This window comes from Shewanella xiamenensis (genome assembly GCF_024971755.1).
Taxonomy (GTDB): Bacteria; Pseudomonadota; Gammaproteobacteria; order Enterobacterales; family Shewanellaceae; genus Shewanella; species Shewanella xiamenensis.
Map to the genome: position 1 here is coordinate 697033 of NZ_CP079718.1, position 21237 is coordinate 718269.

Annotated in this window: 18 protein-coding genes; 7 read left to right on the plus strand and 11 right to left on the minus strand. The window is 48.0% G+C overall.

The window, feature by feature from the left end; translation table 11 throughout:
- Nucleotides 1–13: 13 nt before the first annotated feature.
- From ilvD to KXJ80_RS04235, 6 genes are all read left to right on the plus strand, one after another.
- Nucleotides 14–1873, plus strand: a complete 1860-nt coding sequence (gene ilvD, locus KXJ80_RS04210) for a dihydroxy-acid dehydratase (RefSeq protein WP_218737903.1) — start codon at nt 14–16, stop codon at nt 1871–1873.
- 1 nt (nt 1874) lies between these two features.
- On the plus strand, nt 1875–3518 hold the full coding sequence (gene ilvA, locus KXJ80_RS04215) for a threonine ammonia-lyase, biosynthetic (RefSeq protein ID WP_259474530.1): 1644 nt from the start codon (nt 1875–1877) through the stop codon (nt 3516–3518).
- 134 nt (nt 3519–3652) lie between these two features.
- A complete protein-coding gene (locus KXJ80_RS04220; RefSeq protein ID WP_218737905.1) occupies nt 3653–4786 on the plus strand; it encodes a pyridoxal-phosphate-dependent aminotransferase family protein in 1134 nt (377 codons plus the stop codon).
- 34 nt (nt 4787–4820) lie between these two features.
- Nucleotides 4821–5081 carry a hypothetical protein gene (locus tag KXJ80_RS04225; RefSeq protein ID WP_259474531.1) on the plus strand — a complete coding sequence of 87 codons (261 nt, stop codon included), beginning with the start codon at nt 4821–4823 and terminating at the stop codon, nt 5079–5081.
- A gap of 161 nt (nt 5082–5242) precedes the next feature.
- On the plus strand, nt 5243–5683 hold the full coding sequence (locus KXJ80_RS04230) for a DUF6980 family protein (RefSeq protein ID WP_243578462.1): 441 nt from the start codon (nt 5243–5245) through the stop codon (nt 5681–5683).
- A gap of 1576 nt (nt 5684–7259) precedes the next feature.
- On the plus strand, nt 7260–8135 hold the full coding sequence (locus KXJ80_RS04235; protein ID WP_069454093.1) for a Tim44 domain-containing protein: 876 nt from the start codon (nt 7260–7262) through the stop codon (nt 8133–8135).
- An 87-nt stretch (nt 8136–8222) separates the two neighbouring features.
- On the opposite strand, the gene KXJ80_RS04240 is transcribed toward KXJ80_RS04235, so the two are convergent.
- The 5 genes from KXJ80_RS04240 to KXJ80_RS04260 form a co-directional block, all read right to left on the minus strand.
- Nucleotides 8223–9587 (minus strand): sodium-dependent transporter, encoded by a 1365-nt coding sequence (locus KXJ80_RS04240; RefSeq protein WP_218737907.1) that lies wholly within the window; start codon nt 9585–9587, stop codon nt 8223–8225.
- A 336-nt stretch (nt 9588–9923) separates the two neighbouring features.
- Nucleotides 9924–10424 carry an Lrp/AsnC family transcriptional regulator gene (locus KXJ80_RS04245; RefSeq protein WP_037427707.1) on the minus strand — a complete coding sequence of 167 codons (501 nt, stop codon included), beginning with the start codon at nt 10422–10424 and terminating at the stop codon, nt 9924–9926.
- A 182-nt stretch (nt 10425–10606) separates the two neighbouring features.
- The gene (locus KXJ80_RS04250) at nt 10607–11389 is read right to left on the minus strand and encodes a phosphatase PAP2 family protein (protein ID WP_069454095.1); all 783 of its coding nucleotides are present in this window, start codon (nt 11387–11389) and stop codon (nt 10607–10609) included.
- A gap of 117 nt (nt 11390–11506) precedes the next feature.
- Nucleotides 11507–12985, minus strand: coding sequence for a cell envelope integrity protein CreD (gene creD, locus KXJ80_RS04255; protein ID WP_172588028.1), 1479 nt, complete (start codon nt 12983–12985; stop codon nt 11507–11509).
- 162 nt (nt 12986–13147) lie between these two features.
- Entirely contained in the window at nt 13148–13675 is a 528-nt protein-coding gene (locus KXJ80_RS04260; protein WP_218737908.1) for a hypothetical protein, read from the minus strand.
- 236 nt (nt 13676–13911) lie between these two features.
- On the opposite strand from KXJ80_RS04260, the gene KXJ80_RS04265 reads away from it, so the two are divergent.
- Nucleotides 13912–15078 carry a winged helix-turn-helix domain-containing protein gene (locus KXJ80_RS04265; RefSeq protein WP_218737909.1) on the plus strand — a complete coding sequence of 389 codons (1167 nt, stop codon included), beginning with the start codon at nt 13912–13914 and terminating at the stop codon, nt 15076–15078.
- On the opposite strand, the gene KXJ80_RS04270 is transcribed toward KXJ80_RS04265, so the two are convergent.
- From KXJ80_RS04270 to KXJ80_RS04295, 6 genes are all read right to left on the minus strand, one after another.
- Complete coding sequence (locus KXJ80_RS04270) at nt 15075–15440, minus strand: hypothetical protein (protein ID WP_218737910.1); 366 nt, start codon at nt 15438–15440, stop codon at nt 15075–15077. The two genes, KXJ80_RS04265 and KXJ80_RS04270, sit on opposite strands and share 4 nt — an antisense overlap.
- 58 nt (nt 15441–15498) lie before the next feature.
- Complete coding sequence (locus KXJ80_RS04275) at nt 15499–15831, minus strand: hypothetical protein (protein ID WP_144376085.1); 333 nt, start codon at nt 15829–15831, stop codon at nt 15499–15501.
- Nucleotides 15832–15925: 94 nt separating this feature from the next.
- Complete coding sequence (gene ubiK / locus KXJ80_RS04280) at nt 15926–16180, minus strand: ubiquinone biosynthesis accessory factor UbiK (protein WP_023266071.1); 255 nt, start codon at nt 16178–16180, stop codon at nt 15926–15928.
- A gap of 116 nt (nt 16181–16296) precedes the next feature.
- Entirely contained in the window at nt 16297–19386 is a 3090-nt protein-coding gene (locus KXJ80_RS04285) for a multidrug efflux RND transporter permease subunit (protein ID WP_088586565.1), read from the minus strand.
- Nucleotides 19387–19399: 13 nt separating this feature from the next.
- Nucleotides 19400–20518 carry an efflux RND transporter periplasmic adaptor subunit gene (locus KXJ80_RS04290; protein WP_037427715.1) on the minus strand — a complete coding sequence of 373 codons (1119 nt, stop codon included), beginning with the start codon at nt 20516–20518 and terminating at the stop codon, nt 19400–19402.
- 20 nt (nt 20519–20538) lie between these two features.
- Complete coding sequence (locus KXJ80_RS04295) at nt 20539–21111, minus strand: TetR/AcrR family transcriptional regulator (RefSeq protein ID WP_037423387.1); 573 nt, start codon at nt 21109–21111, stop codon at nt 20539–20541.
- Between the last annotated feature and the right edge of the window lie 126 nt (nt 21112–21237).

A 21237-nucleotide genomic window follows, 5' to 3' on the forward strand; every position in this document is an offset into this window, starting at 1 on the left:
AGGGATAGAGTCAATGCCAAAGTTACGTTCAGCAACCAGTACCGAAGGCCGCAATATGGCGGGTGCCCGTGCGCTATGGCGCGCCACAGGGGTGAAAGATAATGATTTTGGTAAGCCGATTATTGCGATTGCCAACTCCTTTACTCAGTTTGTTCCCGGCCATGTGCACTTAAAAGATATGGGCTCACTGGTGGCGGGCGCCATCGAAGAGGCGGGCGGTATTGCCAAAGAATTCAACACCATCGCTGTCGATGATGGTATCGCCATGGGCCACGGTGGCATGCTCTATAGTCTGCCCTCGCGGGAACTGATCGCCGATAGCGTCGAGTATATGGTCAACGCCCACTGCGCCGATGCGCTGGTTTGTATCTCTAACTGCGACAAAATCACCCCCGGTATGTTGATGGCGGCGCTGCGCCTCAATATTCCCGTGGTATTTGTTTCGGGTGGGCCGATGGAAGCGGGTAAAACCAAACTGTCGGACAAACTTATTAAGCTCGACTTAGTCGATGCCATGGTGGCCGCGGCCGACTCGAGTGTGAGCGATGAAGATAGTGCCAAGATCGAACGTAGTGCGTGTCCAACCTGCGGCTCCTGTTCGGGCATGTTTACCGCCAACTCGATGAACTGTTTAACCGAAGCCCTAGGCCTGTCGCTGCCGGGCAACGGCTCCATGCTCGCGACCCATAGCGACCGCCGCGAACTGTTTTTAGAAGCGGGTCGCCGCGTGATGGCACTGACCAAACGTTACTACGAACAAGATGATGTCTCGGCACTGCCGCGCAACATCGCCAGCTTTAAAGCCTTTGAAAACGCCATGGCGCTAGATATCGCCATGGGCGGTTCGTCCAATACTGTGTTGCACTTATTAGCTGCGGCGCAGGAGGCAGACGTGGCATTCACTATGGATGACATCGACCGTATGTCGCGCCAAGTGCCGCATCTGTGCAAGGTGGCGCCGTCGACCGCTAAATACCATATGGAAGATGTGCACCGCGCTGGTGGTGTGATGGGCATTTTAGGCGAATTAGACCGCGCCGGACTGCTGCATACCGATGTGCCACACGTTGCTGCCGATGCGGGGGGCAATCTCAAGTCGGTGCTCGCCAAGTACGATGTGATGCAAACCCAAGATGACAAAGTAAAACAATTCTTTATGGCGGGACCTGCTGGCATTCCCACCACTAAAGCCTTTAGCCAAGACTGCCGCTGGCCATCGCTGGACGATGACAGGCGAGAAGGTTGTATCCGCAGCCGCGAATTTGCTTTTAGCCAAGAGGGCGGTCTGGCCGTGTTATCGGGCAATCTGGCGGACAACGGCTGTATCGTTAAAACTGCCGGTGTGGATGAGTCTAACCTGACCTTTATCGGCAGTGCTCGGGTGTACGAAAGCCAAGACGATGCAGTCGCTGGCATTTTAGGTGGCGAAGTGCTGGCGGGCGATGTGGTGGTGATTCGTTACGAAGGGCCAAAAGGTGGTCCGGGTATGCAAGAAATGTTGTACCCCACCAGTTACTTAAAATCCCGCGGCTTAGGCAAGGCCTGCGCGCTAATCACCGACGGCCGCTTCTCCGGTGGCACTTCAGGTTTATCCATCGGCCATGTGTCGCCCGAGGCCGCGGCTGGCGGCACGATTGCCTTGATTGAAAACGGCGATCGCATTGAAATCGATATCCCAGCGCGCAGTATTAAGCTCGCTGTGAGCGATGCCGAGTTAGCGGGGCGTCGTGAGACCATGTTAGCGCGTGGTCCAATGGCATGGAAGCCAGTTGGTCGCGAGCGTTTTGTATCTATGGCACTTAAAGCCTACGCCATGCTTGCCACCAGTGCCGACAAGGGCGCGGTGCGCGATCGCAGTAAGTTGGAGGACTGATATGTTATCTCTCGCAGCATCGCAAACGGAGCAGGCTGAGGCGCAGGCCTCTCAGTCGAAGCCGGCCACTTCTGCCTTAGAAAAGAGTCAGCTTGCGCAAAGTTACTTGCAAAAAATCCTGCTGTCGTCGGTTTATGACGTTGCGAAAGTGACGCCACTCTCCAGCCTTAATAAACTCTCGGCGCGTTTGGGTTGCCAAGTGTTTTTAAAGCGTGAGGATATGCAACCAGTGCATTCCTTCAAGCTGCGCGGCGCCTATAACCGTATCGCCCAGTTGAGCCAAGCCGAATGTCAACGCGGCGTGGTGTGCGCCTCGGCGGGTAACCATGCCCAAGGCGTGGCCATGTCGGCGGCCAGTCGTGGTGTGGATGCGGTGATTGTGATGCCCGAAACTACGCCGGATATTAAAGTCGATGCGGTGCGCCGTTTGGGTGGCAACGTGGTGTTGCACGGTCAAGCCTTCGATCAAGCCAATGGTTTTGCGATGGCAATGGCGCAGCAGGAAGGTCGGGTGTATATCGCCCCCTTCGATGACGAAGCCGTTATCGCAGGCCAAGGCACAATCGCCCAAGAAATGTTGCAACAGCAGCGCGACCTCGAAGTGGTATTTGTGCCCGTAGGCGGCGGTGGCTTAATTGCTGGGATTGCGGCCTATTACAAGGCGGTGATGCCACAGGTCAAAATCGTTGGGGTTGAGCCTGAGGATGCGGCCTGCTTAAAAGCGGCGATGGAGGCGGGCGAGCCTGTCACGCTGGCTCAAGTTGGTTTGTTTGCCGATGGTGTTGCGGTTAAACGTATCGGCACTGAGCCATTCCGCTTAGCCAAGCTGTTTGTGGATGAAGTGGTGACGGTCACGTCCGACGAAATCTGCGCTGCCGTTAAAGATATTTTTGAGGATACCCGCGCCATTGCCGAACCTGCGGGCGCTTTATCCCTTGCTGGGCTTAAAAAATATGTCAGTACCAATGCCGCAGGCGAGAGTGGTAAGGGTGAAAAAGTCGCGGCGATTTTAAGTGGCGCGAATGTGAACTTCCACAGCCTGCGATATGTGTCGGAGCGTTGCGAGTTAGGTGAGCAAAAAGAAGCCGTGCTGGCGGTTAAAGTGCCCGAGCGTCCCGGCAGCTTTCTGCGTTTTTGTGAGTTGCTCGAAAAGCGGGTGATGACCGAATTTAACTACCGCTTTAGCAGTCGCGATATGGCAGTGGTGTTTGCGGGTATTCGCCTGACCAAAGGCCATGGCGAATTAGAGCAGATCATCAATACCTTAGAAGATAACGGCTTTGAGGTGCAGGACTTATCCGCTGATGAAACCGCGAAATTGCATGTGCGTTATATGGTCGGTGGTCATCCACCAGAGCCGCTAGAGGAGCGCCTATTTAGCTTCGAGTTTCCTGAGCATCCGGGGGCGCTGCTGAAGTTTTTAACTACCTTGCAGAGCAAGTGGAATATCAGTTTATTTCATTACCGTAATCACGGCGCGGCCTTTGGCCGAGTGCTGGCAGGTTTTGAAGTCCCCGAGGGCGATGCCTTGCCGTTTCAGCAGTTTTTAACTGAGCTGGGATTTGTCTATCAAGAAGAGACCCAAAGCCCTGCTTATCAGCTGTTTTTGAATGCCGGAAAAGGAAAAAACAACCTGCCTGTGTAGTCACTTAGCCTTAGGTTACAACTTAGGCCAAAGGAGGGGCGCACAGGCGCCCCTTTTTGTGGTAGTTTGGTTTAACAAGTTAAGAGTGAATGCTCTAGTAATCAGACCTCGACCCTACGCATTAAGGAGACATGATGTTACCTGCACCGCATTTTTCTGCCTTTAATCCCCCTCGCCGCATTTTGATGGGACCAGGTCCATCGGATGTTTATCCTGAAGTATTAGCCGCGCAGGCAAGACCGACCGTTGGTCACCTAGACCCATTGTTTGTTGGCATGATGGATGAGCTTAAGAGCCTGATCCAATATGCGTTTCAAACCAAAAATGAAATGACGATGGCTGTGTCGGCACCCGGCAGTGCGGGCATGGAAACCTGCTTTGTTAACTTAGTCGAACCAGGCGAAAAGGTGATTGTGTGCCGCAATGGCGTGTTTGGTGAGCGTATGCGCCAAAACGTCGAGCGCGTCGGTGCGATTGCCGTGGTTGTGGATAACGAATGGGGCACGCCGGTCGATCCTGCTGCCGTTGAGGCGGCACTTAAGGCTAACCCCGATGCTAAGTTTCTCGCCTTTGTGCATGCCGAAACCTCAACAGGCGCATTGAGTGATGCTAAAACCCTGTGCGCGCTGGCAAAACAATACGGCTGTTTATCGATTGTCGATGCGGTGACATCCCTCGGCGGTGTGGAATTAAGAGTCGATGAATGGGGCATCGATGCCATTTATTCTGGCAGCCAGAAATGTCTCTCCTGTGTACCAGGGTTATCGCCTGTGTCTTTCTCACCCAATGCGGTGGAAAAGCTTAAAAACCGTAAAACGCCGGTGCAGAGCTGGTTCCTCGATCAAAGTCTGGTGATGGCCTATTGGACCAGCGCTGGTGGCAAGCGCAGTTATCACCATACCGCGCCCGTTAATGCGCTTTATGCCTTGCACGAGTCGCTGCGTTTATTGGCCGAAGAAGGTTTAGAGCAGGCTTGGCAACGCCACAAAGATATGCATTTAGTGCTGCGCGCTGGGCTTGAAAAACTCGGCCTGAAATTTGTGGTCGCCGAAGCGTCACGCTTGCCGCAGCTTAATGCCATTTATATCCCTGAAGGCGTTGACGATGCCGCCGTGCGCGCGCGTCTACTTAAGGATTACAACCTTGAAATCGGTGCCGGTCTTGGTGCTCTAGCGGGTAAAGCTTGGCGTATCGGTTTAATGGGCTTTGGTGCCCGCCGTGAGAATGTCGCGCTCTGTTTGCGCGCCCTAGAAGAGGTGCTGAACTAATATGTCAGTTTCGCGTATAAGGATGTTACGCAGAGTGAGTTTGCGCTCAGTGAGTTCACGTTTATTGATTGGCGGTTTGATTCTGATCTTAAGTGGTTGTGCCTCCAGCAATATGAGCAATACCAGTTGTGATTTTGTACGAGGTACAGCTGGCAATCAGAGTCAACGCGAGGCCAGCGGTGATGATAGCAATGCCCGGCAGATGGATGTGGGCATCGGGATTTTAACCGCCATCTTCGGCAGCATTAGCCGAGCACTGTCTTCCGATGATAAATCGGATGGAAAGTGTTTGTAACTTAGTTAGTTTTAGCTGTCTTTGATAGTTTAGAAATCCCCGTAATGCGGGGATTTTTTATAGAGACAGTACCGTTCTTTAGTGCGGGGGTATATTGATTAAGCACTGCCATTTCAGTGACACGCCGTGAATATGTCCCTATAGGCTCGATGGCGGCATCCATGCCGCCAACGGTCACTTCCATGACGGTGCTTAATCCGGTTAAGGCTTTGCTATACCTGATAGTCGGTTTTTTACAACTAGGGCATTTCAAGAGTTTAACAATGGGCGGCTCGTTAAATTTTTTACTATTATGCAGGTACCTTATGAATCACTGCTGTGAACAAATGAAAAGTTTTATAAACAACAAATGCGACCACCACGTGGAGGAATGCGCCGTTCATCTTATTAATTATTCTGATAAATTCGATGAGTACGGATTGATTATTCATGACGGCGGCACATCATCAATCACGATAAATTTTTGCCCATGGTGTGGCTCTAGGTTACCTACATCAAGACGTGAACAATGGTTTGATGAGCTAGGTAAACTTGGCTATAGCGAACCGTTTGAACAAGATATTCCTGAAAAGTACAAAAGCAGTGATTGGTATCGTGTCTAATGATGTGCTCATTTGGGGTGGCTTAATACTGCTTATAATCTAAGGTTACCAATAATAAATGGATATTTTTGAATTAATTGTTAAGCCTTTCATATGGATATTTAGATTGTTAGTATTATTGCTTGAGCAGGGCATAATTACACGGCCTTGGTATTGGATTGGGTGGTTTGTACTGAGAGTTGTAACTATTGGTAAATACCCGTTATACGGTCCAAATGATGAAGACCTAGAGGGTATTAGAGTAAGTATTATCACTTACGTACTTGGTTGCATAACACCAATAGCAATTTTTATTTGTATCATGTAGTGCATGGCCAATAATGCTTCTGCTATCAAAGTGACACTCCCTATATTCCTATGTGCGGTATTTTTTAGGCTAGAGGATCAGATATGAACGAACACCATACCGCAAACGCTTTGCCTCTATGATAAGGTTTGGTTTATAAGGTTTTTATGGTGAAAGATATTTTTTCTTCATTCCCGCAATGTGTTTAAGTGGAAATCTAGCTTTGGGATATTTTAAGTTTTGATATGTGAAAAATTTACAATATGTGCCTTGTTAAGCTTCTATAAAGTGGGTTGACTGTTAGTAAGTAGTAAGGATATTAAGTGGGCATTAGGTTGCAAATGGAGATTGATACTGATGATTAGTGCTAAAGTATGGATGATAATTTTAAGCTTTATTCTGCTTTTCCCTACATATTATTGCTTGCAAGGTATTTGGGTTACTCTTGATACAGCAAATACAAGAAGCCATGAAGGAAATCTAGTAATTGGATTAATGTGGCTATACTCAGCTGTCGTGTGGATACCATACATTCTGATTCTTGGTTATAACTGGAAGACGTTATCGAACAACTTTAAATTAACCTGCTCGTTATCAACTTTTGTAATTTTCACTTGTTTTATTTATTCGCTGGCCGTTAGTTAACAATTTAATTAACGAGCTAACCATTGTTAAATTTACAGAGTGTATATTTGTAAGAGGGGGGACAGATTACTGTTGGGAATGACAGTGCTTAATCACTTCTTACGTCGCAGAGTCAGAACATACACATCTTTTTAGGTACTCTTCGTCGAATCTTTTTATAACTAAAGCCTGTGAGTTACTGGAATGACCTAAAAGATAGGACATGCATTTTTTTCACTATGGCGACTGTGTTAATGGCTCTTCCAAAGCTATATCTGCTTAGATGGTACTTAGATCTTGGCTTCGGGTTTCGGAGTTCTGGCTATCAGGATACACGGAAGTTAACGGGATTAAGCACTGGCATGTAAGTGACCGTTCGTGACAGGGATGTCACGGTCGAGCACACAGGGATGTGCTTGCTGCGTGTCACTGGAATGACAGTGCTTAATCGATTCTCACGTCATTCATAGCCGAATAATCATATCGTTAGAAGCATTCTTAGTTGAGTCAAGTTGAACAAGCAGTGAGGAAGTCCACACGACTTTGATTTTGATTTAGAAGAACAAACGAAGTTTGTAAGCCTAGGCCCCTCTTTTGATAGTTGACATATAATGTCATCCCGCTATGATGCCTGCACCTCTGGTTATACATACAAAGATCTTATAAATGAAAAAGTTATTTATTATGCTGGCGATGATTTTTGCGGTTAGCTTGGCTGCTAGTCCCGTCGCAGAAGCAAAAAAATTCGGCAGTAATAAGTCTATTGGCAAAAGTCATCAAACGGCGCCGGCTCAGCCTGCGGCAACTAATACTCCCACAACCCCGCCTACCGCTGCGCCAGCACCTGCTGCGGGCAAGAAAGGTATGATGGGCGGCATGTTAGGCGGTTTATTAGCGGGTGGCTTATTGGCTGCGCTATTTATGGGCGAAGGTTTTGAAAATATTCAATTTATGGATATTTTGATTATCGCTCTGTTGGCATTCGTGCTGTTTAAAATTGTCCGTACTCTGATGGCTTCAAAAGCCAGTACCCAGCCAAGACCTGCCTACGCAGGTGCGGGTCAACCTAATCCGAATCTGCAACGCCAGCAAGCGGAACAAACCGGTTTTGCCAGCAGTGCAAACAGTGGCAGCAATGGTTTTGCTCAAGCGGCGAGCACAGTGCCTTTCCATTTGCCTGTGGGGTTTGATTTACCTAGCTTTTTAGAAGGCGCGCGTAGTCATTACAAAACCCTGCAAGTAGCATGGAACGAAAACGATTTAAGCAAAATTCAAGAGTATGTTTCGATTGAGCTTTTTAATGAGCTCAGCAACCAACGCCGTGAGCTCGTTGGCGAACAGCATACAGAAGTGATGTTCTTAGATGCTGAACTGGTCCGCGCGACACACAATGCTAATCTGGCGGAAGTGAGTGTTAAGTTTAGCGGCCGCTACCGTGATACGGTTGAAGGTGTCGAAGAAGACATTAAGGAAATCTGGCATTTAGAGCGTAACCTTACACAAGCCAACGCGCCTTGGTTAATCGTGGGTATCGAGCAGTAATCTTTCCACCTTCAAAAGCAGCCTATATCTGTTAATTGTTCAATAAAAAATCCCCGCATTAAGCGGGGATTTTGTTTTTTTAAAGAGTTACACAAATTGCCTGATCGCGATCGCGATGATTAGTACTGGGCAAACATACTTCACGTACCTTGGCCAAATGCGCCAGAAAAGCCCCGTGGCATCGACACCCTCTTGTCCACTTATCGCCTTGAGTAACTGGCTTTGGCGCCAAATCCAACCTAAGTAAATCGCAATACCGAGGGCGACCAGCGGTTGGGCCATTTGCGTGGTTAGCATGATAGTGAAACTAAATAGCGTCTCAAAAAATACCGCCAGTAATAAGGATAATGAGGTCAACAATAGGCCGATGATCAAGGTAGCACGTTGGCGGCTGAATCCACATTTTTGCATCACATAACTCGTTGGCACCTCGGCGATGGAAATGGCTGACGTCAGGCCGGCGATGATCAGCAGCATAAAGAACACTACGCTAATAATGAGGTTGGCCGTGTCGCCTAGGGTTGAGAATAAGGCGGGTAAAACAGTAAAGACCAATGCATCCGAATCGATTAACTTGCCTTCAGCGCTAAAAATCTGCACGCCATTATGCTGGGCCACATACATGGCTGGGATGATTAAAAAGGCAGCGAGAAAGGCGATGCCGCTATCGGTAAAGGCAACCCAGATGGTTAATTTGGCAATATTCTCTTTTTGGCTCAAATAGCTGCCATAAACCATCATGGCACCAGTGCCTATGGTGAGTGAGAAAAAGGTCTGTCCGAGTGCGCTCAGCAAGGTATCTGGCGCGATAGCCTTGGCAACGTTAGGCGTTAATAGTGCGGTAATACCTTCACTCGCGCCATTGAGGGTGAAGATATAAGCCACGCCTGCGATCAGCATGATCAACAATAGCGGCATTAAGCGTTTAGACCATTTCTCTATGCCGTCTTGCACGCCCTGCAGCAATACCAAAAATACCAGTGCGCTAAAAATTAGCGTGAACACCAGATTGCGCGACAGCGAGAAATCCACTAACCAAGCGGCGGTATCGTGCGAGCCCATAGCCGTGGCAATTGGGGCGATGGCGTAGCTCACAAACCAGCCAGAAAGAATGCTGTAGAAGGTGTAGATCAACCCTGCTGTTACGATAGAAATTAATCCTATTGTCTTGCCTAAATTGCGGCTGAGCGAGTTGAAACCGAGTTTGCCCATGGCATCGGCGGGGTTGGTTTGTCCGTGGCGACCAATCATAAGTTCAGCCATCAGCATGGGAATGCCTAGGATAAAAATCAGTACTAGGTACACCAGCAAAAAGGCACCGCCGCCATGGGTTGCCGCTTGGGTGGGGAATCCCCAAATGTTGCCGACACCAACGGCACTGCCGGCTGCCGCCATAATAAAACCTAAGCGTGAGCTGAAATGGTTAGTCGAATTTGTATTGGCCGATTGCATGGTGCCTCCCGTAAAAAGAAGGCGTATCTTAGGCGGATAAATAAGAAGTTCAACGCAATTTTTGTGCGTTAAATTGATGTTAATCGGCAATTATTGTTCGTATTTTGCTTTGATTTTGGTGTTAAATTTTGATTTGTGGTGAGGTTCGAGATTATGTTGCTCGTGGCGGTGGCTGGCAGCCTCGCTTTAGCGATTAATTGCGATGGTAAAAACCTAATAAATTGTGATCTTATCGCCAAAAATACCTTTCGCAGGATGAGCTGCTTGGGGTAGCGACGCTGCAACCATAGCTGCATTGGTCTCACGCTATCGCAGCGGCCGTCACTTTTACTGCGCTTAGGGTTCAATGGTGATATGGCTTAAGGGGATGGCCGTGTGCTCTTTGACCTTTTTCAACACGAAGCTGGAATGCACACCTGCGATATGCACATTGGTGGTGAGTTTATCTAACAGAAAAGTACGAAAGTGCGCCATATCTTGGACTAACACTTTGAGTTGATAGTCGGCTTCAGAACCGGTGATCAGCGCGCATTCTTGGACTTCTTCGTAGCCCAGTATATTGGCTTCAAATTGGTTGAGGATTGCAGGCGTGTGTTTTTCCATCCTTACATGGATATACGCAGTCAAATGTAGGTTGAATTTATCCGCTGACAGACGCGTGACATAATCGGCAATATAACCCGCTTCTTCTAGGGCTTTAACGCGGCGTGAGCAAGGGGACGGCGACAGGCCGACTTTCGTTGCCAGTTCAAGATTCGATAACCTGCCGTGGGTTTGTAGTAAACGCAAAATGGTTAAATCGAGTTGGTCGAGTTTATATGGGTGAGTTTCAGTCATGGAAAGTTTAGGGGTAGCGGACTCTACCCCTAGTTTGCCAGTGTTAGCGCTGTTTGCCAAAAATCTTGTGTAATAGCAATCACATTAAATATCTAATCAGTTCAGAGCCTCACAGGCATTTCAATCCAAGGTGCATTGACGAACAAATGGTTATTCCCTTTTAAGTCAATGTAACTAGGGCGTTATTGCGAAGTGGCTTTTACAAACCTTTGCGTGAATAGACGCATTTTACTGACCAAAAATATGCTTAAGCTGCTGATGATAGCGGCCAGTAGGGTGGAAAAGAGCACATCCTGCGGCCAGTGCATGCCGAGTAGCATACGGCTTAGGCCCATCAATAATCCCCAAACCAATAACGCACTGGTGAATAGAGGTAAACCCGCTAAAAGCAGATAGTAGCTGGCGGTTAGCACTAAGGTTACGGCAAAAATGGTGTGTCCAGACGGGAAGGAATAGCCGATTTCATCTTCCCAATGTTGGTGGATTTTTGGGGACAGTTTTACCGCTGAGGTTCTCGTTTGCAGCTCGGTCAGCGCCTCAGCAATGGCCTGTGAGCGTTCTGGTTTTGCGAGTTGATAGAAGGTTTGCGGAGTTAACTGTGCATCATCTGGGAGTGCTTGCTCAGATAGATACACCAGATTGGGCCTTGGCTCTTTAAAAAAGCTTTTAAGGGCATGGCTAGTGCTTAGGCTTAATACTTGGCTTAGGCTGATGGCTAAAAACAAGTTAATAAATAATGCTTTAGGCATATAACAATAGGCAAGCGCCAACACGACTAAAACGGTCGCAACACCATAGGGCGCTGTGCCGGTTGTGGTTAGCCAGTACAAGGCTCTGGCTAAGGGCGATTGTAGATCGAGCAGCGGAAATAATTGATTTTGCGTAAGTAACAGTAGGCTTGGAATCGCTGCTAGCAGTAACCATACAAGCGCCAAACGACGTAGAAGATAGGCTGGATGAGTCAAAATATTCGCCTCCGAGTAAACGCAATAGGCTACATGTCACATGTGGTCTTGCCAATAAAAAAATCCCGACAGCAAAAAGTGCGCTGTCGGGGGTCTTCAAGGGTGGACCGGTAGGTGCTATTGCACTGTGTCCTTGGGTTGATGACGGGTTACGAACATCAAAATCAGTAAAACCACTAATAACAAGCCAGTACCCATCAGTAGGGCGTAATCTTCTAATTGCAGTATTGAGTACAACACCGCATACAAGCTCACCAGCATAGTGCCGACAATTGCGCCACGTTTAACGCTAGCGGTGGCACTGCCCACATAAGCGGATACCGACAGCACAGGAATACAGGCGGCGATCAGATAGGCTTGCAGGAAGGCAAGATGCTCCGAGAGTGACAGTAACAGCAGGTAGAACAGGGCCATCGCACTGCCAACCAGCATATATTGCACTGTGCTTAGGCTGGTCTTTTGACCCAGCTCGAAGATAAATAACATGATAAAAGTCAGTACGATAAACAGCAGGCCGTATTTGACTGAGCGCTCAATCTTGCCGTAATGGGTTACAGGCTCAAACAGCATGGCATTGGCGACGACTTCGGTAAGCGTCGACTGATTACTCTTAATAAACTCCTGCGGATAGTTGCGAGTTAAGTGACTGATATTCCAGTTGGCGGTAAATCCGTTGGTAGTGATTTCGCGCTCTGCTGGGAGTAAGCCTTTAAAACTCGGGTGCGGCCAGTCGGCATGGATATTCAACAAGGTTTGCTCACCTAATGGCAGGGCACTAATCGACTGAGAGCCGCGCAGTGTCATGGCAAAGTTCACGCTAAAATCACTTGCTTCGCCGACTTGGATCCCTTGGTTAAAGCCTTTCTCTAGACCGCCAGTCGTCAAGCCTGTGCCCGACATCAGCGAGCCAGAGAGTAAGACTGAATCGCCTGTCACCTCAATCTTTTCTACTTTATCAATTGCTTGGTTTGATGACACACCAAAGACTAAACGGGCATTTTTGTTATCAAAGGCGATAAGGTTAGGAATGTCATAACGATTTAAGCGAAAGTCAGCCTGCCCCTTAAGCGCCGCGTTATACACCAGCGATTGATAAATGCCACGGGTACGGAAATCATGTTTTAGGTCTAAATCGAGAGTGAGCTTTTTCGGCAGAATCACCAGCTCATCTTGATAGGTGCGCTTCACTTCGTGGCGGGTTTTGCCGTCGTTACTGACTTCTTCCTGCATCACAAAATAGCTATAAGGGATCACTAGCGCAGGACCTGAGAGGGTTTGCTGCTCGCCCCATGAGCGGCCGATTTCATCGACCACGCTGTTGTAAAGCATTTCGCGATCGGACGTCATATCCATAATGATCCCGAGCGGTAGCAAGGCCACAATCGACAGTATGCCAATGGTGATGGCTTTTAATAAGGTGGTGTTTTTTAATGCCGTTCCCTTTGTCGTAGTTGCTGCCCACGGCTCTTGTGTTGACATATCGGTTCCTTGATCACGATTGAGTTTTTTAAGGAGTGCGCGCGCCACTAAATAGATAGCGCCGCCAAACAGCGCCAAACTCAGTAACGTGAGTACCCAGAAAATAATGTTAAACATGGATTTCATTCCCTATGAAATACGCGCGAGTCGCCATTGCATACTATTGGGCTAACTCGATATTACGGCGGGTATTAAAGCAGATTTGCCCACGGAAGTTGCGGGCAAGTTGCTGATCAATAGTGGCAAAATTATGGCAATCGCCTTTAAGTGCGCTAAAACCTATTTTGAACTGGTGCGTTGTTTGCCAAATTTCGGGTGTTTAGCCTCAAAGTCATCTTCCTTGCGGATATGTTTGAGTAGCACCTCAAGACATTCCTTAAAGATTTCGGTTTCTTCCGAATAGACGGGAGCATGGTGTGAAAACCATTGGTGTTTTTCACGCTCACGATTATTGGCGTCAGGCCAAATACGTAACTCATACTCATCGCCAATCACGACAATCGCAAAGTCGACGGCGCCATTGGTAAAAGTAATGCACTGGGGTAGATATACGGGCTGCTCACCTTTGAATAGCTCGTACCAAATGGCTTCGTTACGCCAAGAGACTATGGGCAAAGGCGCTTTGATGGAGCAGCCAATGGAATGATGCTGGTTAAACAGGACGGCCTGAATATCCTCCATGGCAAAAGGTTGTAAATCACCATTCTTTTCAGCGAGTGAGTACAGCATATTCATCAAAAATGGCAGCTTAGTGCCATTGCCAGTTTTGCGGCCGCAGAGTTTGGCTTCGCGGTAATAGATATTCATTCATCAATCCTTAATGACGGGCTAACCTTGGATGAGCGCGTTGTTCGTCTCAAGGTAAAGCGATAGCCCTTAGTGAGGAAATGGCTTATGTTAACTCAAGTTGCCCGTGAGCTGGCGAATTCGCGTTAAGTTTGCGAAATATCCGACAAAAGTGAGACAACTATCCCTTGGATAATAAGTCGATAATGGCATCAATTTGAGGTGGTTATTCACTGTTATTGACCTTTGGAGAGTGCATGTCGAGCCCTTTTTCACCCCGTGAGTGGTTACAGCTAAATATGCAACAGCAAGGTTTACTGCAGCCTCAGGCTTCAGTTAGCGAGCTGATTAGCCGCCTTGGTTATGTGCAAATTGACTCTATCAATGTGGTTGAACGGGCACATCACCATGTATTGCATAGCCGGATGCCGCAGTATCAACCGCAGATGCTAGATACTGCGCTGGCGCAGGGCGAGATTTTTGAATATTGGTCCCATGCCGCGGCCTATTTACCCATTGCCGACTACCGTTTTAGTTTGCAACGTCAACAACAACTGCAAAATGGCGGCAAACATTGGTTTGAGCCAGACAATAAGGTGATGCAGGAAGTGCGCGCCCGCATTCGCGCCGAAGGACCACTTAAAGCCAGTGACTTTGAACATGCAGAAGGCAAAAACGGCGCATGGTGGGATTGGAAACCCGCTAAAAAGGCGCTGGAACAACTGTTTATGCGCGGCGAGTTAATGGTGGTGCGCAGGGATAAATTTCAAAAATGCTATGATTTGACTGAGCGCGTGCTCCCAAGTCAAATTGATACCCAAGCGCCGAGCGAGACCGAGTTTGCTCGGCACCTAATTGAGCGTTATCTCGATGCCCATGCCTTTGGTTCAGCGGCACAAATCGCTTATCTGCGTAAGGGCATAAAGGCACATGTGTCCGAACAATTAGCCGCAATGCATTACCAAGGTGAGCTGGCAAGCTTTAAGGCGGAAGGGCAATGGTATTTTTATCGCCCCGAGCTGCAAATAACCGCTGCGCTACCCAACCGAGTCTGGCTACTCAATCCCTTCGATAATCTATTAATTCAGCGGCAGCGATTAAAGCAATGGTTTGATTTTGATTATCAAATTGAAGTCTATGTTCCCGCCGAAAAACGCCAATATGGCTATTACTCCCTCGCAATTTTGTGGCGTGACCGCTTCGTGGGTCGAGTCGATGTGAAAGCCGAGCGGCAAAGCGGTTTATTGCTATTACAGCTGCTGACCTTAGAAGCTGGATTCGATGGCATGGATGATGACTTTTGCGCAGCATTTGAGGCGGCAGTCACTGAGTATGCGCGCTTTAATGGCTGTAGCCGTTGGAAACTGGTGAAGGCTAACCATAAGGCATTTAAACAAAAATACGCACGGCAGCAGAAGATCTAATCGGGAGCTTTGTTGTTATCTGAAGGCTTGTCTTTGGTTGGTACATCCATCCAGCGAAAACACAGGTACAGCAGGGTCAAAAAGAACAGCGGCAGGGCGGCATAGCCTAAGGATAATGAACTCCTCTCCCCGCGCGCGAGCCAGTAGCAGGGAATGTACACTAAGGGATAAACCAAGGTTCCCCACAGAAAACTCTTATTCATCAGCCGGTAAAACCAGTGCACGTTAATCGTGGTGCGGCTGGCAAGTCCCATCAGGCTGGCGAGGACTACAAAGGGATAGCTGAGCAGTGGCAGGCCGCCAAGGAGCAATAATCCCCAAAGCAGATAGTCTTGATAGTGTGTGCTGATTGCGATATCCATTGTCTTCTTCCCTGACGATTCGAACTCTGGCGCTAGGTCTTAGCGCCGACGGCTATTCTTACTCGTTAAGCCCTTGCTGCATCTTAAGCCAAAAGCCTTGTTGGCAGAGATTGCTAAAGGACTTTTGCTGCGGCGAAATCGCGATATTGGCGGTGACGACTCGATAACTCAACCAATAATCCTCACAAACCGCGTTTGGCTCATCAGCTTGTTTATCTTGCTCGCTTAACAGACTGACCACAACCCCGTTGTCGAAGTGATACAAGGTCAATGATTCGCAAATTTCAGCATTATCGTCCTGATAACTGTGCTGCTCTTGGCTATGGCTCACCACTGAAACTGGGCTAGGATAGCCTTGAATGGCGCGGATATAGCTGGCGAGTTGTTGCATTATTTCCCTAAGTGACTCAATGTTTGAAGTGTTAAAAACAAAAAAGCACAGCTGCGCTATCGCTAACTGTGCTCTTTCAAACAGGCATTATAAGTTAGTCTGCGGCGTTTAGCTTTTTCTCAAGCTCATTTACTTGTGCTTGCAGGGCTTCTAATTTCTCGCGGGTTTTCAGTAATACATGCTGCTGTACTTCAAATTCCTCGCGGGACACCATATCCAACTTGAGCAATTGATTTTGCAGCACTTGCTTGCTGCGCTCTTCAAATTCGCCGGCAAATTGCTTAAGACCGCTGGGCAGGCTATCGCTCAGTTGCTTCGCCATTTCTTCGATTTTCTTTGGATTGATCATCTTCTTGTCCGCCTCTTTACTGAATGTGGGGATTGTAACCTAGTACGTTGGCTTTCAAAAGAAAACCGCCTTGTAAAACCTACGTCTTAAGGGACGTAGGTTTTACTTGGATGCGGTTAGCTGTTGTGGGCTAGCCCGTCGGTATCTTCGTCAAACACGGGCAAAGGCTCATGTTTTTCAGCAAGATAGGTATAAATCACCGGTAATACAAACAGGGTGAAAATGGTCCCAATTGATAAACCTGCGACAATCACAATACCGATATTAAAGCGTGCTACCGCACCTGCACCGGAAGCAAACAATAGCGGTAACAGACCCGCAATCATCGCTGCTGTGGTCATTAAAATCGGGCGTAAGCGGATGGTTGCCGCCAGTTTAATCGCCTCAAGTTTAGATAGCCCACGGTGGAGTTGTTCCTCTTTGGCCACTTCGCACATCAAGATCCCGTGTTTAGTGATAAGACCCACTAAGGTAATTAATCCTACTTGGGTGTAGATATTAATTTTGGCTAAGCCAAACACATGGGTCCACCCGAGTACAATCAAGGCGCCGCTAATCGCCAGCGGTACAGATACCAAGATGACTAAGGGATCTTTAAGGCTTTCAAATTGGCTGGCGAGTACTAAGAAAATAATCGCAATTGCCAGCAAGAAAGTGGCATAAAGTGCCGATCCTTCAGTGACAAACTGGCGCGCTTCACCGAGGAAGTCGTAGCTATAACCCTTAGGTAACTCATTATCGCCAATATTTTGCAAAAAGCTGATGGCATCACCAATGGCTACGCCTGGCGCGGCGACACCACCCACAGTCAAGGCATTCATTTGGTTAAAGTGCGGCAGTGAGCGAGGCTCGGCCACCATTTCAATATCAACCAAGCTGGATAGCGGAATGGATTTACCATCGGCGGCTTTGACATAGTAATTAGCCAGCGATTCTGGGTTCGCCCGCAGTTTACGCTCTACCTGTGGGATCACTTCGTAGGAGCGACCATCCAAGTTAATGCGATTCACATAGCCATCACTCATCATGGTGGCGAGTGTGATCCCGATATCTTGCATGGTCACGCCGTAGGTCCCGGCTAAGTCACGCTTGATATGCAGTTTCATGGTGCCTGAATCGAATTTAAGGTTGATTTCTGAGTACACAAACAAGGGACTCTTTTGCACCTTTTCCAGTACGCTGGTACCGATTTGGAAGAGGCTGGCGAAGGAGTTTGATGTAGTAATCACAAACTGAATCGGTAAACCACTTGACGCCCCAGGCAGCTCAGGCATTTGGAACGTTGTAATCGCCATTCCAGGAATGTGCTTCACTTCTTTAGCAAAAAACTCCTGCATTTGTTTTTGGCTCTTATCCCGCTCACTCCAAGGCACTAATGGCGCGATCCCGAAGGCTTGGCTGGAACTTGGTACGCCCACGAAGGCGAGTGACGCGGCCGATTCAGGCTGTGCCTTAATCATATCCGTGACTAAACCCATATTGGCTTGGATGTAGTCCAAGTTAGCGGTCGAAGGTGCCGTGCCCATCATCATTACCACGCCTTTATCTTCGTTGGGCGCCAGTTCTGACGGGATAAACTTAAACAACACAGGCAGTGAAGCGAACACGATAATCGCAAAGGCGACGATCACTGGGCGATGTAACATCACCGCATCTAGCATGTTGCTGTAACGGCGAGTCAGGCCCGTGAGGAAGTTTTCGACTCCCATTTCGAACCGATTAGGTGCGGTATGGGGTTTGAGAATTTTGGCACACATCATGGGTGACAGTGTCAGTGCCACTATGCCCGAGATAAACACAGAACCTGCGAGTGTAAGGGCAAACTCCTTAAATAATGAGCCGGTGATCCCACCCATTAAGGCAATCGGCGCATAAACTGCGGCGAGGGTTATGGTCATGGAGATCACTGGCACAGCGATTTCGCGGGTACCGATAATCGCGGCTCTAAAGGGCGACTCACCCAGCTTAATATGCCTGTCGACGTTTTCGACCACCACAATCGCATCGTCAACCACCAAACCAATGGCGAGCACCATGGCAAGCAGGGTCATGAGATTGAGCGTAAAACCAAACATCTGCATGATGATGGCAACCCCAATCAGCGAGAGCGGAATGGTTACAATGGGGATCACCACGGCGCGAAGCGAACCTAAGAAGAGGGTGATCACCACGATAACAATAATCGCGGCTTCACCAATGGTTTTAACCACTTCTTTAATCGATTCATCAATTGCGAGTGAGGAGTCGTAGAGAATGCTCGAACCAATGGATGGCGGTAAGTTACGCTCGATTTCAGGTAATAGGGCGCGGGTATCTGCCGCGACGGTAAGCGGGTTCGCCGTTGGCGTGACATCAAGGCCGATGACCACGGCTTCTTTGCCATTGGCTAAGGCGCGGTAGATATCGTGGCTCTTTTCGAGGCTAACATCGGCAATATCACCGAGACGGACGACTAAACCGTCCTTACTGCCGATCACTAAGCGTTTTAACTCTTCGATGGTAGCAACTTGGGTGTCTGCGGTGCCGTTAAAAAGGGTGTAAACACTGTTGGTTTGACCCACCGCTGACTGGTAGTTGTTCGCCTGCAATACTTGCATTACATCGCTGGAGGAGAGGGTAAACGCCCCCATTCTGGCCGGATCGAGCCAAATACGCATGGCGTATTTAATACCACCGTATAAATTCACCTTAGCAACGCCGTCAATGGTAAAGAGCTGGGGTTTGACGACACGCTCAAGGTAATCCGTTAGCTGGCTTGAGTTAATCTGGTCACTAAAAAATGAAATATACAGTACAGAGGTTTGCGAGCCAGTGGACATTTCAACACTGGGATCTTCAGCCTCTTTGGGCAATTGCGATCTCACCGAGTTTACTTTGGCGAGAATATCGGCCAAGGCGCCATTCGGATCGGTATTGAGCTTCATATACACCGAAATTTTCGAGGTGCCGAGAAAGCTCTCTGAGGTCATAAAGTCAACGTTATCGGCCTGCGCTAGCGCTTGCTCTAACGGTTGTGTAATAAAACCTTGGATTAGATTTGCATCCGCGCCGTAATAACTGGTCGATACCGTGACTACGGTATTCGTCATCTTCGGATATTCACGCACTTGCATGCTATTGAGGGCATTAAAGCCTAACAGCAGCAAGAGAAAGCTGATTGAGGCGGCGAGTACGGGTCGCCTAATAAAGATATCTGTAAAGCGCATTATCTTGCTCCTATTACAGCTTTGGCATAGTGTCGGAGTGGGTCAGGGCTTGGTCTTCAACCACTGTCACTTTACTGTTGTTACTGAGGCGAATTTGCCCTGAGGTGACAATACGATCTCCCGCTTTTAACGCTCCACTCACCAGCGCGTTATTGCCGTTACGCTCTAATACCGTCAGGTTGATTTGCTCGACTCTAGCCAGCTTTTTACCGTTTTCTTCGACCTCTTTGATGAGGTAAATAGAGTTACCATAAAGGGTAAAGTTGATGGCGGTTTGTGGCAGTACAAACTGATCGTTCAGTTCTGGCAATAGGATGGATACTCGGGCAAACATCCCGCTACGCAGTTTGGCGTTATCGTTAGAAATGCGTGCTTGCACTTGGATCAAACCGCTTTGGTAAAACACGGCGGGTTCAATCGCGGCAATTTCACCTTCGAAGGGTTGCTCAGGATAAGAGTCCACAAACACATGGATTTTTTGGCCTACGGCAATACGAGGTAATTGGGTTTGCGGAATAGTGAAGCGGATTTTCATTGTGCTGATATCTTCGAGACGCACAATATCGGTACCAGGCTGAAGATATTCACCTAAGTTAATGTTACGAATACCCACTAAACCACTGAAAGGCGCACTGATTTCACGGCGCTCGATAGTGGCTTTTAAGCTTTCAATATCCGCCTGTAAGGCCAGATATTTAGATTCACTATTATCTAAATCCTGTTTAGAGACTGACTTTTGCGCATAGAGTTTTGAAAGGCGTTTGAAGTCGGCCTCAGCGGCGGGCAGTTGTACCATTTTGCTTTTAAGGTTGGCTCTTTCCACTTTGGCATCGAGTTCGGCCAGCAGTTGGCCTTTTTCCACTCGGCTACCGTTTTCAAAATTAATACTGGTGACGCGTCCTGCTAATTCGTTGGAGATGGTCACCCCTTGATGCGGCTCAACAAAGCCAATCGCATCAATTGTGGGTTGCCACTTTTGCATATCTAATGTCATGGCTGTTACAGGAAACTCAGCCTCTGGCATATTGGCGATCGCCTCGGCGATTTTATTTTTTACCATCAGGTTAAAGCCGATCACTGAGCCAAAGGCAAGTACAGCGATCGCTAGCATACTTAGAGTCCATTTTTTCATGGTGCTAAAGATTCCTAGAGTTAAAGTTGAAGATTGATTGAAATGGCCTTTAGGCATAATTCACATGCCCGCCGGATTTCATTTTCTGTACATTCCAAATGGCCTCGCCGTAGGCGTTTGCCTATGGCGATAGCCGGCTCAAAGGCGATAGAAAACAACAAGGTATTATCAAGCTTTTGAATCATTCCTTGGTTTTTTGCCTGCTCAAATAATTGGTGTAGCGGTTGAAATATTTCTCTTTCAAATGCTTGGTGCTCAGGTGCATCTACCCCTGGGAGGTGGGAATACTGAGCAAAACTCAAATTTGCATGGGATTGTTCACGACCCAGTTCAACAATCTTGAACCATAGGCGGCGAAATTTTTCGTCAAAGCTGCCTTCATTAATGTTTTCAAGCAACTTGCTGGCAATTTGTTGTAATACGTCTTTACGCAGTTCAATGATCAAATCTTCTTTATCTTTGAAGTAGCGGTAGATCGTACCTGCGGCAACGCCTGCATCTACTGCTAGTTTTTGCATTGAAAGGTTATGTAAGCCTGCTGTCGCAATGATTTTTTCGGCGGAGCGAAGTATTAAGTCACGTTTGTTATCCATTCTGCTTTCCGATATCGACATCTATGAATGAACGTTCATCCATGCGGAATTCTACTGCGCATTATCAACCTTAGCAACAAATTAGCTCAAAAAATGGCAAAAGTGTGATTTAAGAAAGTTATTTTG

What these genes read in the sequence shown, in the direction of transcription:
- ubiK (WP_023266071.1), bottom strand. Translation starts at nt 16,180, where the DNA reads ATGATCAATCCAAAGAAAATCGAAGAAATGGCGAAGCAACTGAGCGAT.
- KXJ80_RS04285 (WP_088586565.1), bottom strand. Translation starts at nt 19,386, where the DNA reads ATGCGCTTTACAGATATCTTTATTAGGCGACCCGTACTCGCCGCCTCA.
- KXJ80_RS04270 (WP_218737910.1), bottom strand. Translation starts at nt 15,440, where the DNA reads ATGGATATCGCAATCAGCACACACTATCAAGACTATCTGCTTTGGGGA.
- KXJ80_RS04295 (WP_037423387.1), bottom strand. Translation starts at nt 21,111, where the DNA reads ATGGATAACAAACGTGACTTAATACTTCGCTCCGCCGAAAAAATCATT.
- KXJ80_RS04235 (WP_069454093.1), top strand. Translation starts at nt 7,260, where the DNA reads ATGAAAAAGTTATTTATTATGCTGGCGATGATTTTTGCGGTTAGCTTG.
- KXJ80_RS04220 (WP_218737905.1), top strand. Translation starts at nt 3,653, where the DNA reads ATGTTACCTGCACCGCATTTTTCTGCCTTTAATCCCCCTCGCCGCATT.
- KXJ80_RS04275 (WP_144376085.1), bottom strand. Translation starts at nt 15,831, where the DNA reads ATGCAACAACTCGCCAGCTATATCCGCGCCATTCAAGGCTATCCTAGC.
- KXJ80_RS04240 (WP_218737907.1), bottom strand. Translation starts at nt 9,587, where the DNA reads ATGCAATCGGCCAATACAAATTCGACTAACCATTTCAGCTCACGCTTA.
- KXJ80_RS04260 (WP_218737908.1), bottom strand. Translation starts at nt 13,675, where the DNA reads ATGAATATCTATTACCGCGAAGCCAAACTCTGCGGCCGCAAAACTGGC.
- KXJ80_RS04290 (WP_037427715.1), bottom strand. Translation starts at nt 20,518, where the DNA reads ATGAAAAAATGGACTCTAAGTATGCTAGCGATCGCTGTACTTGCCTTT.
- ilvD (WP_218737903.1), top strand. Translation starts at nt 14, where the DNA reads ATGCCAAAGTTACGTTCAGCAACCAGTACCGAAGGCCGCAATATGGCG.
- KXJ80_RS04245 (WP_037427707.1), bottom strand. Translation starts at nt 10,424, where the DNA reads ATGACTGAAACTCACCCATATAAACTCGACCAACTCGATTTAACCATT.
- KXJ80_RS04230 (WP_243578462.1), top strand. Translation starts at nt 5,243, where the DNA reads ATGCCGCCAACGGTCACTTCCATGACGGTGCTTAATCCGGTTAAGGCT.
- creD (WP_172588028.1), bottom strand. Translation starts at nt 12,985, where the DNA reads ATGTTTAACATTATTTTCTGGGTACTCACGTTACTGAGTTTGGCGCTG.
- ilvA (WP_259474530.1), top strand. Translation starts at nt 1,875, where the DNA reads ATGTTATCTCTCGCAGCATCGCAAACGGAGCAGGCTGAGGCGCAGGCC.
- KXJ80_RS04265 (WP_218737909.1), top strand. Translation starts at nt 13,912, where the DNA reads ATGTCGAGCCCTTTTTCACCCCGTGAGTGGTTACAGCTAAATATGCAA.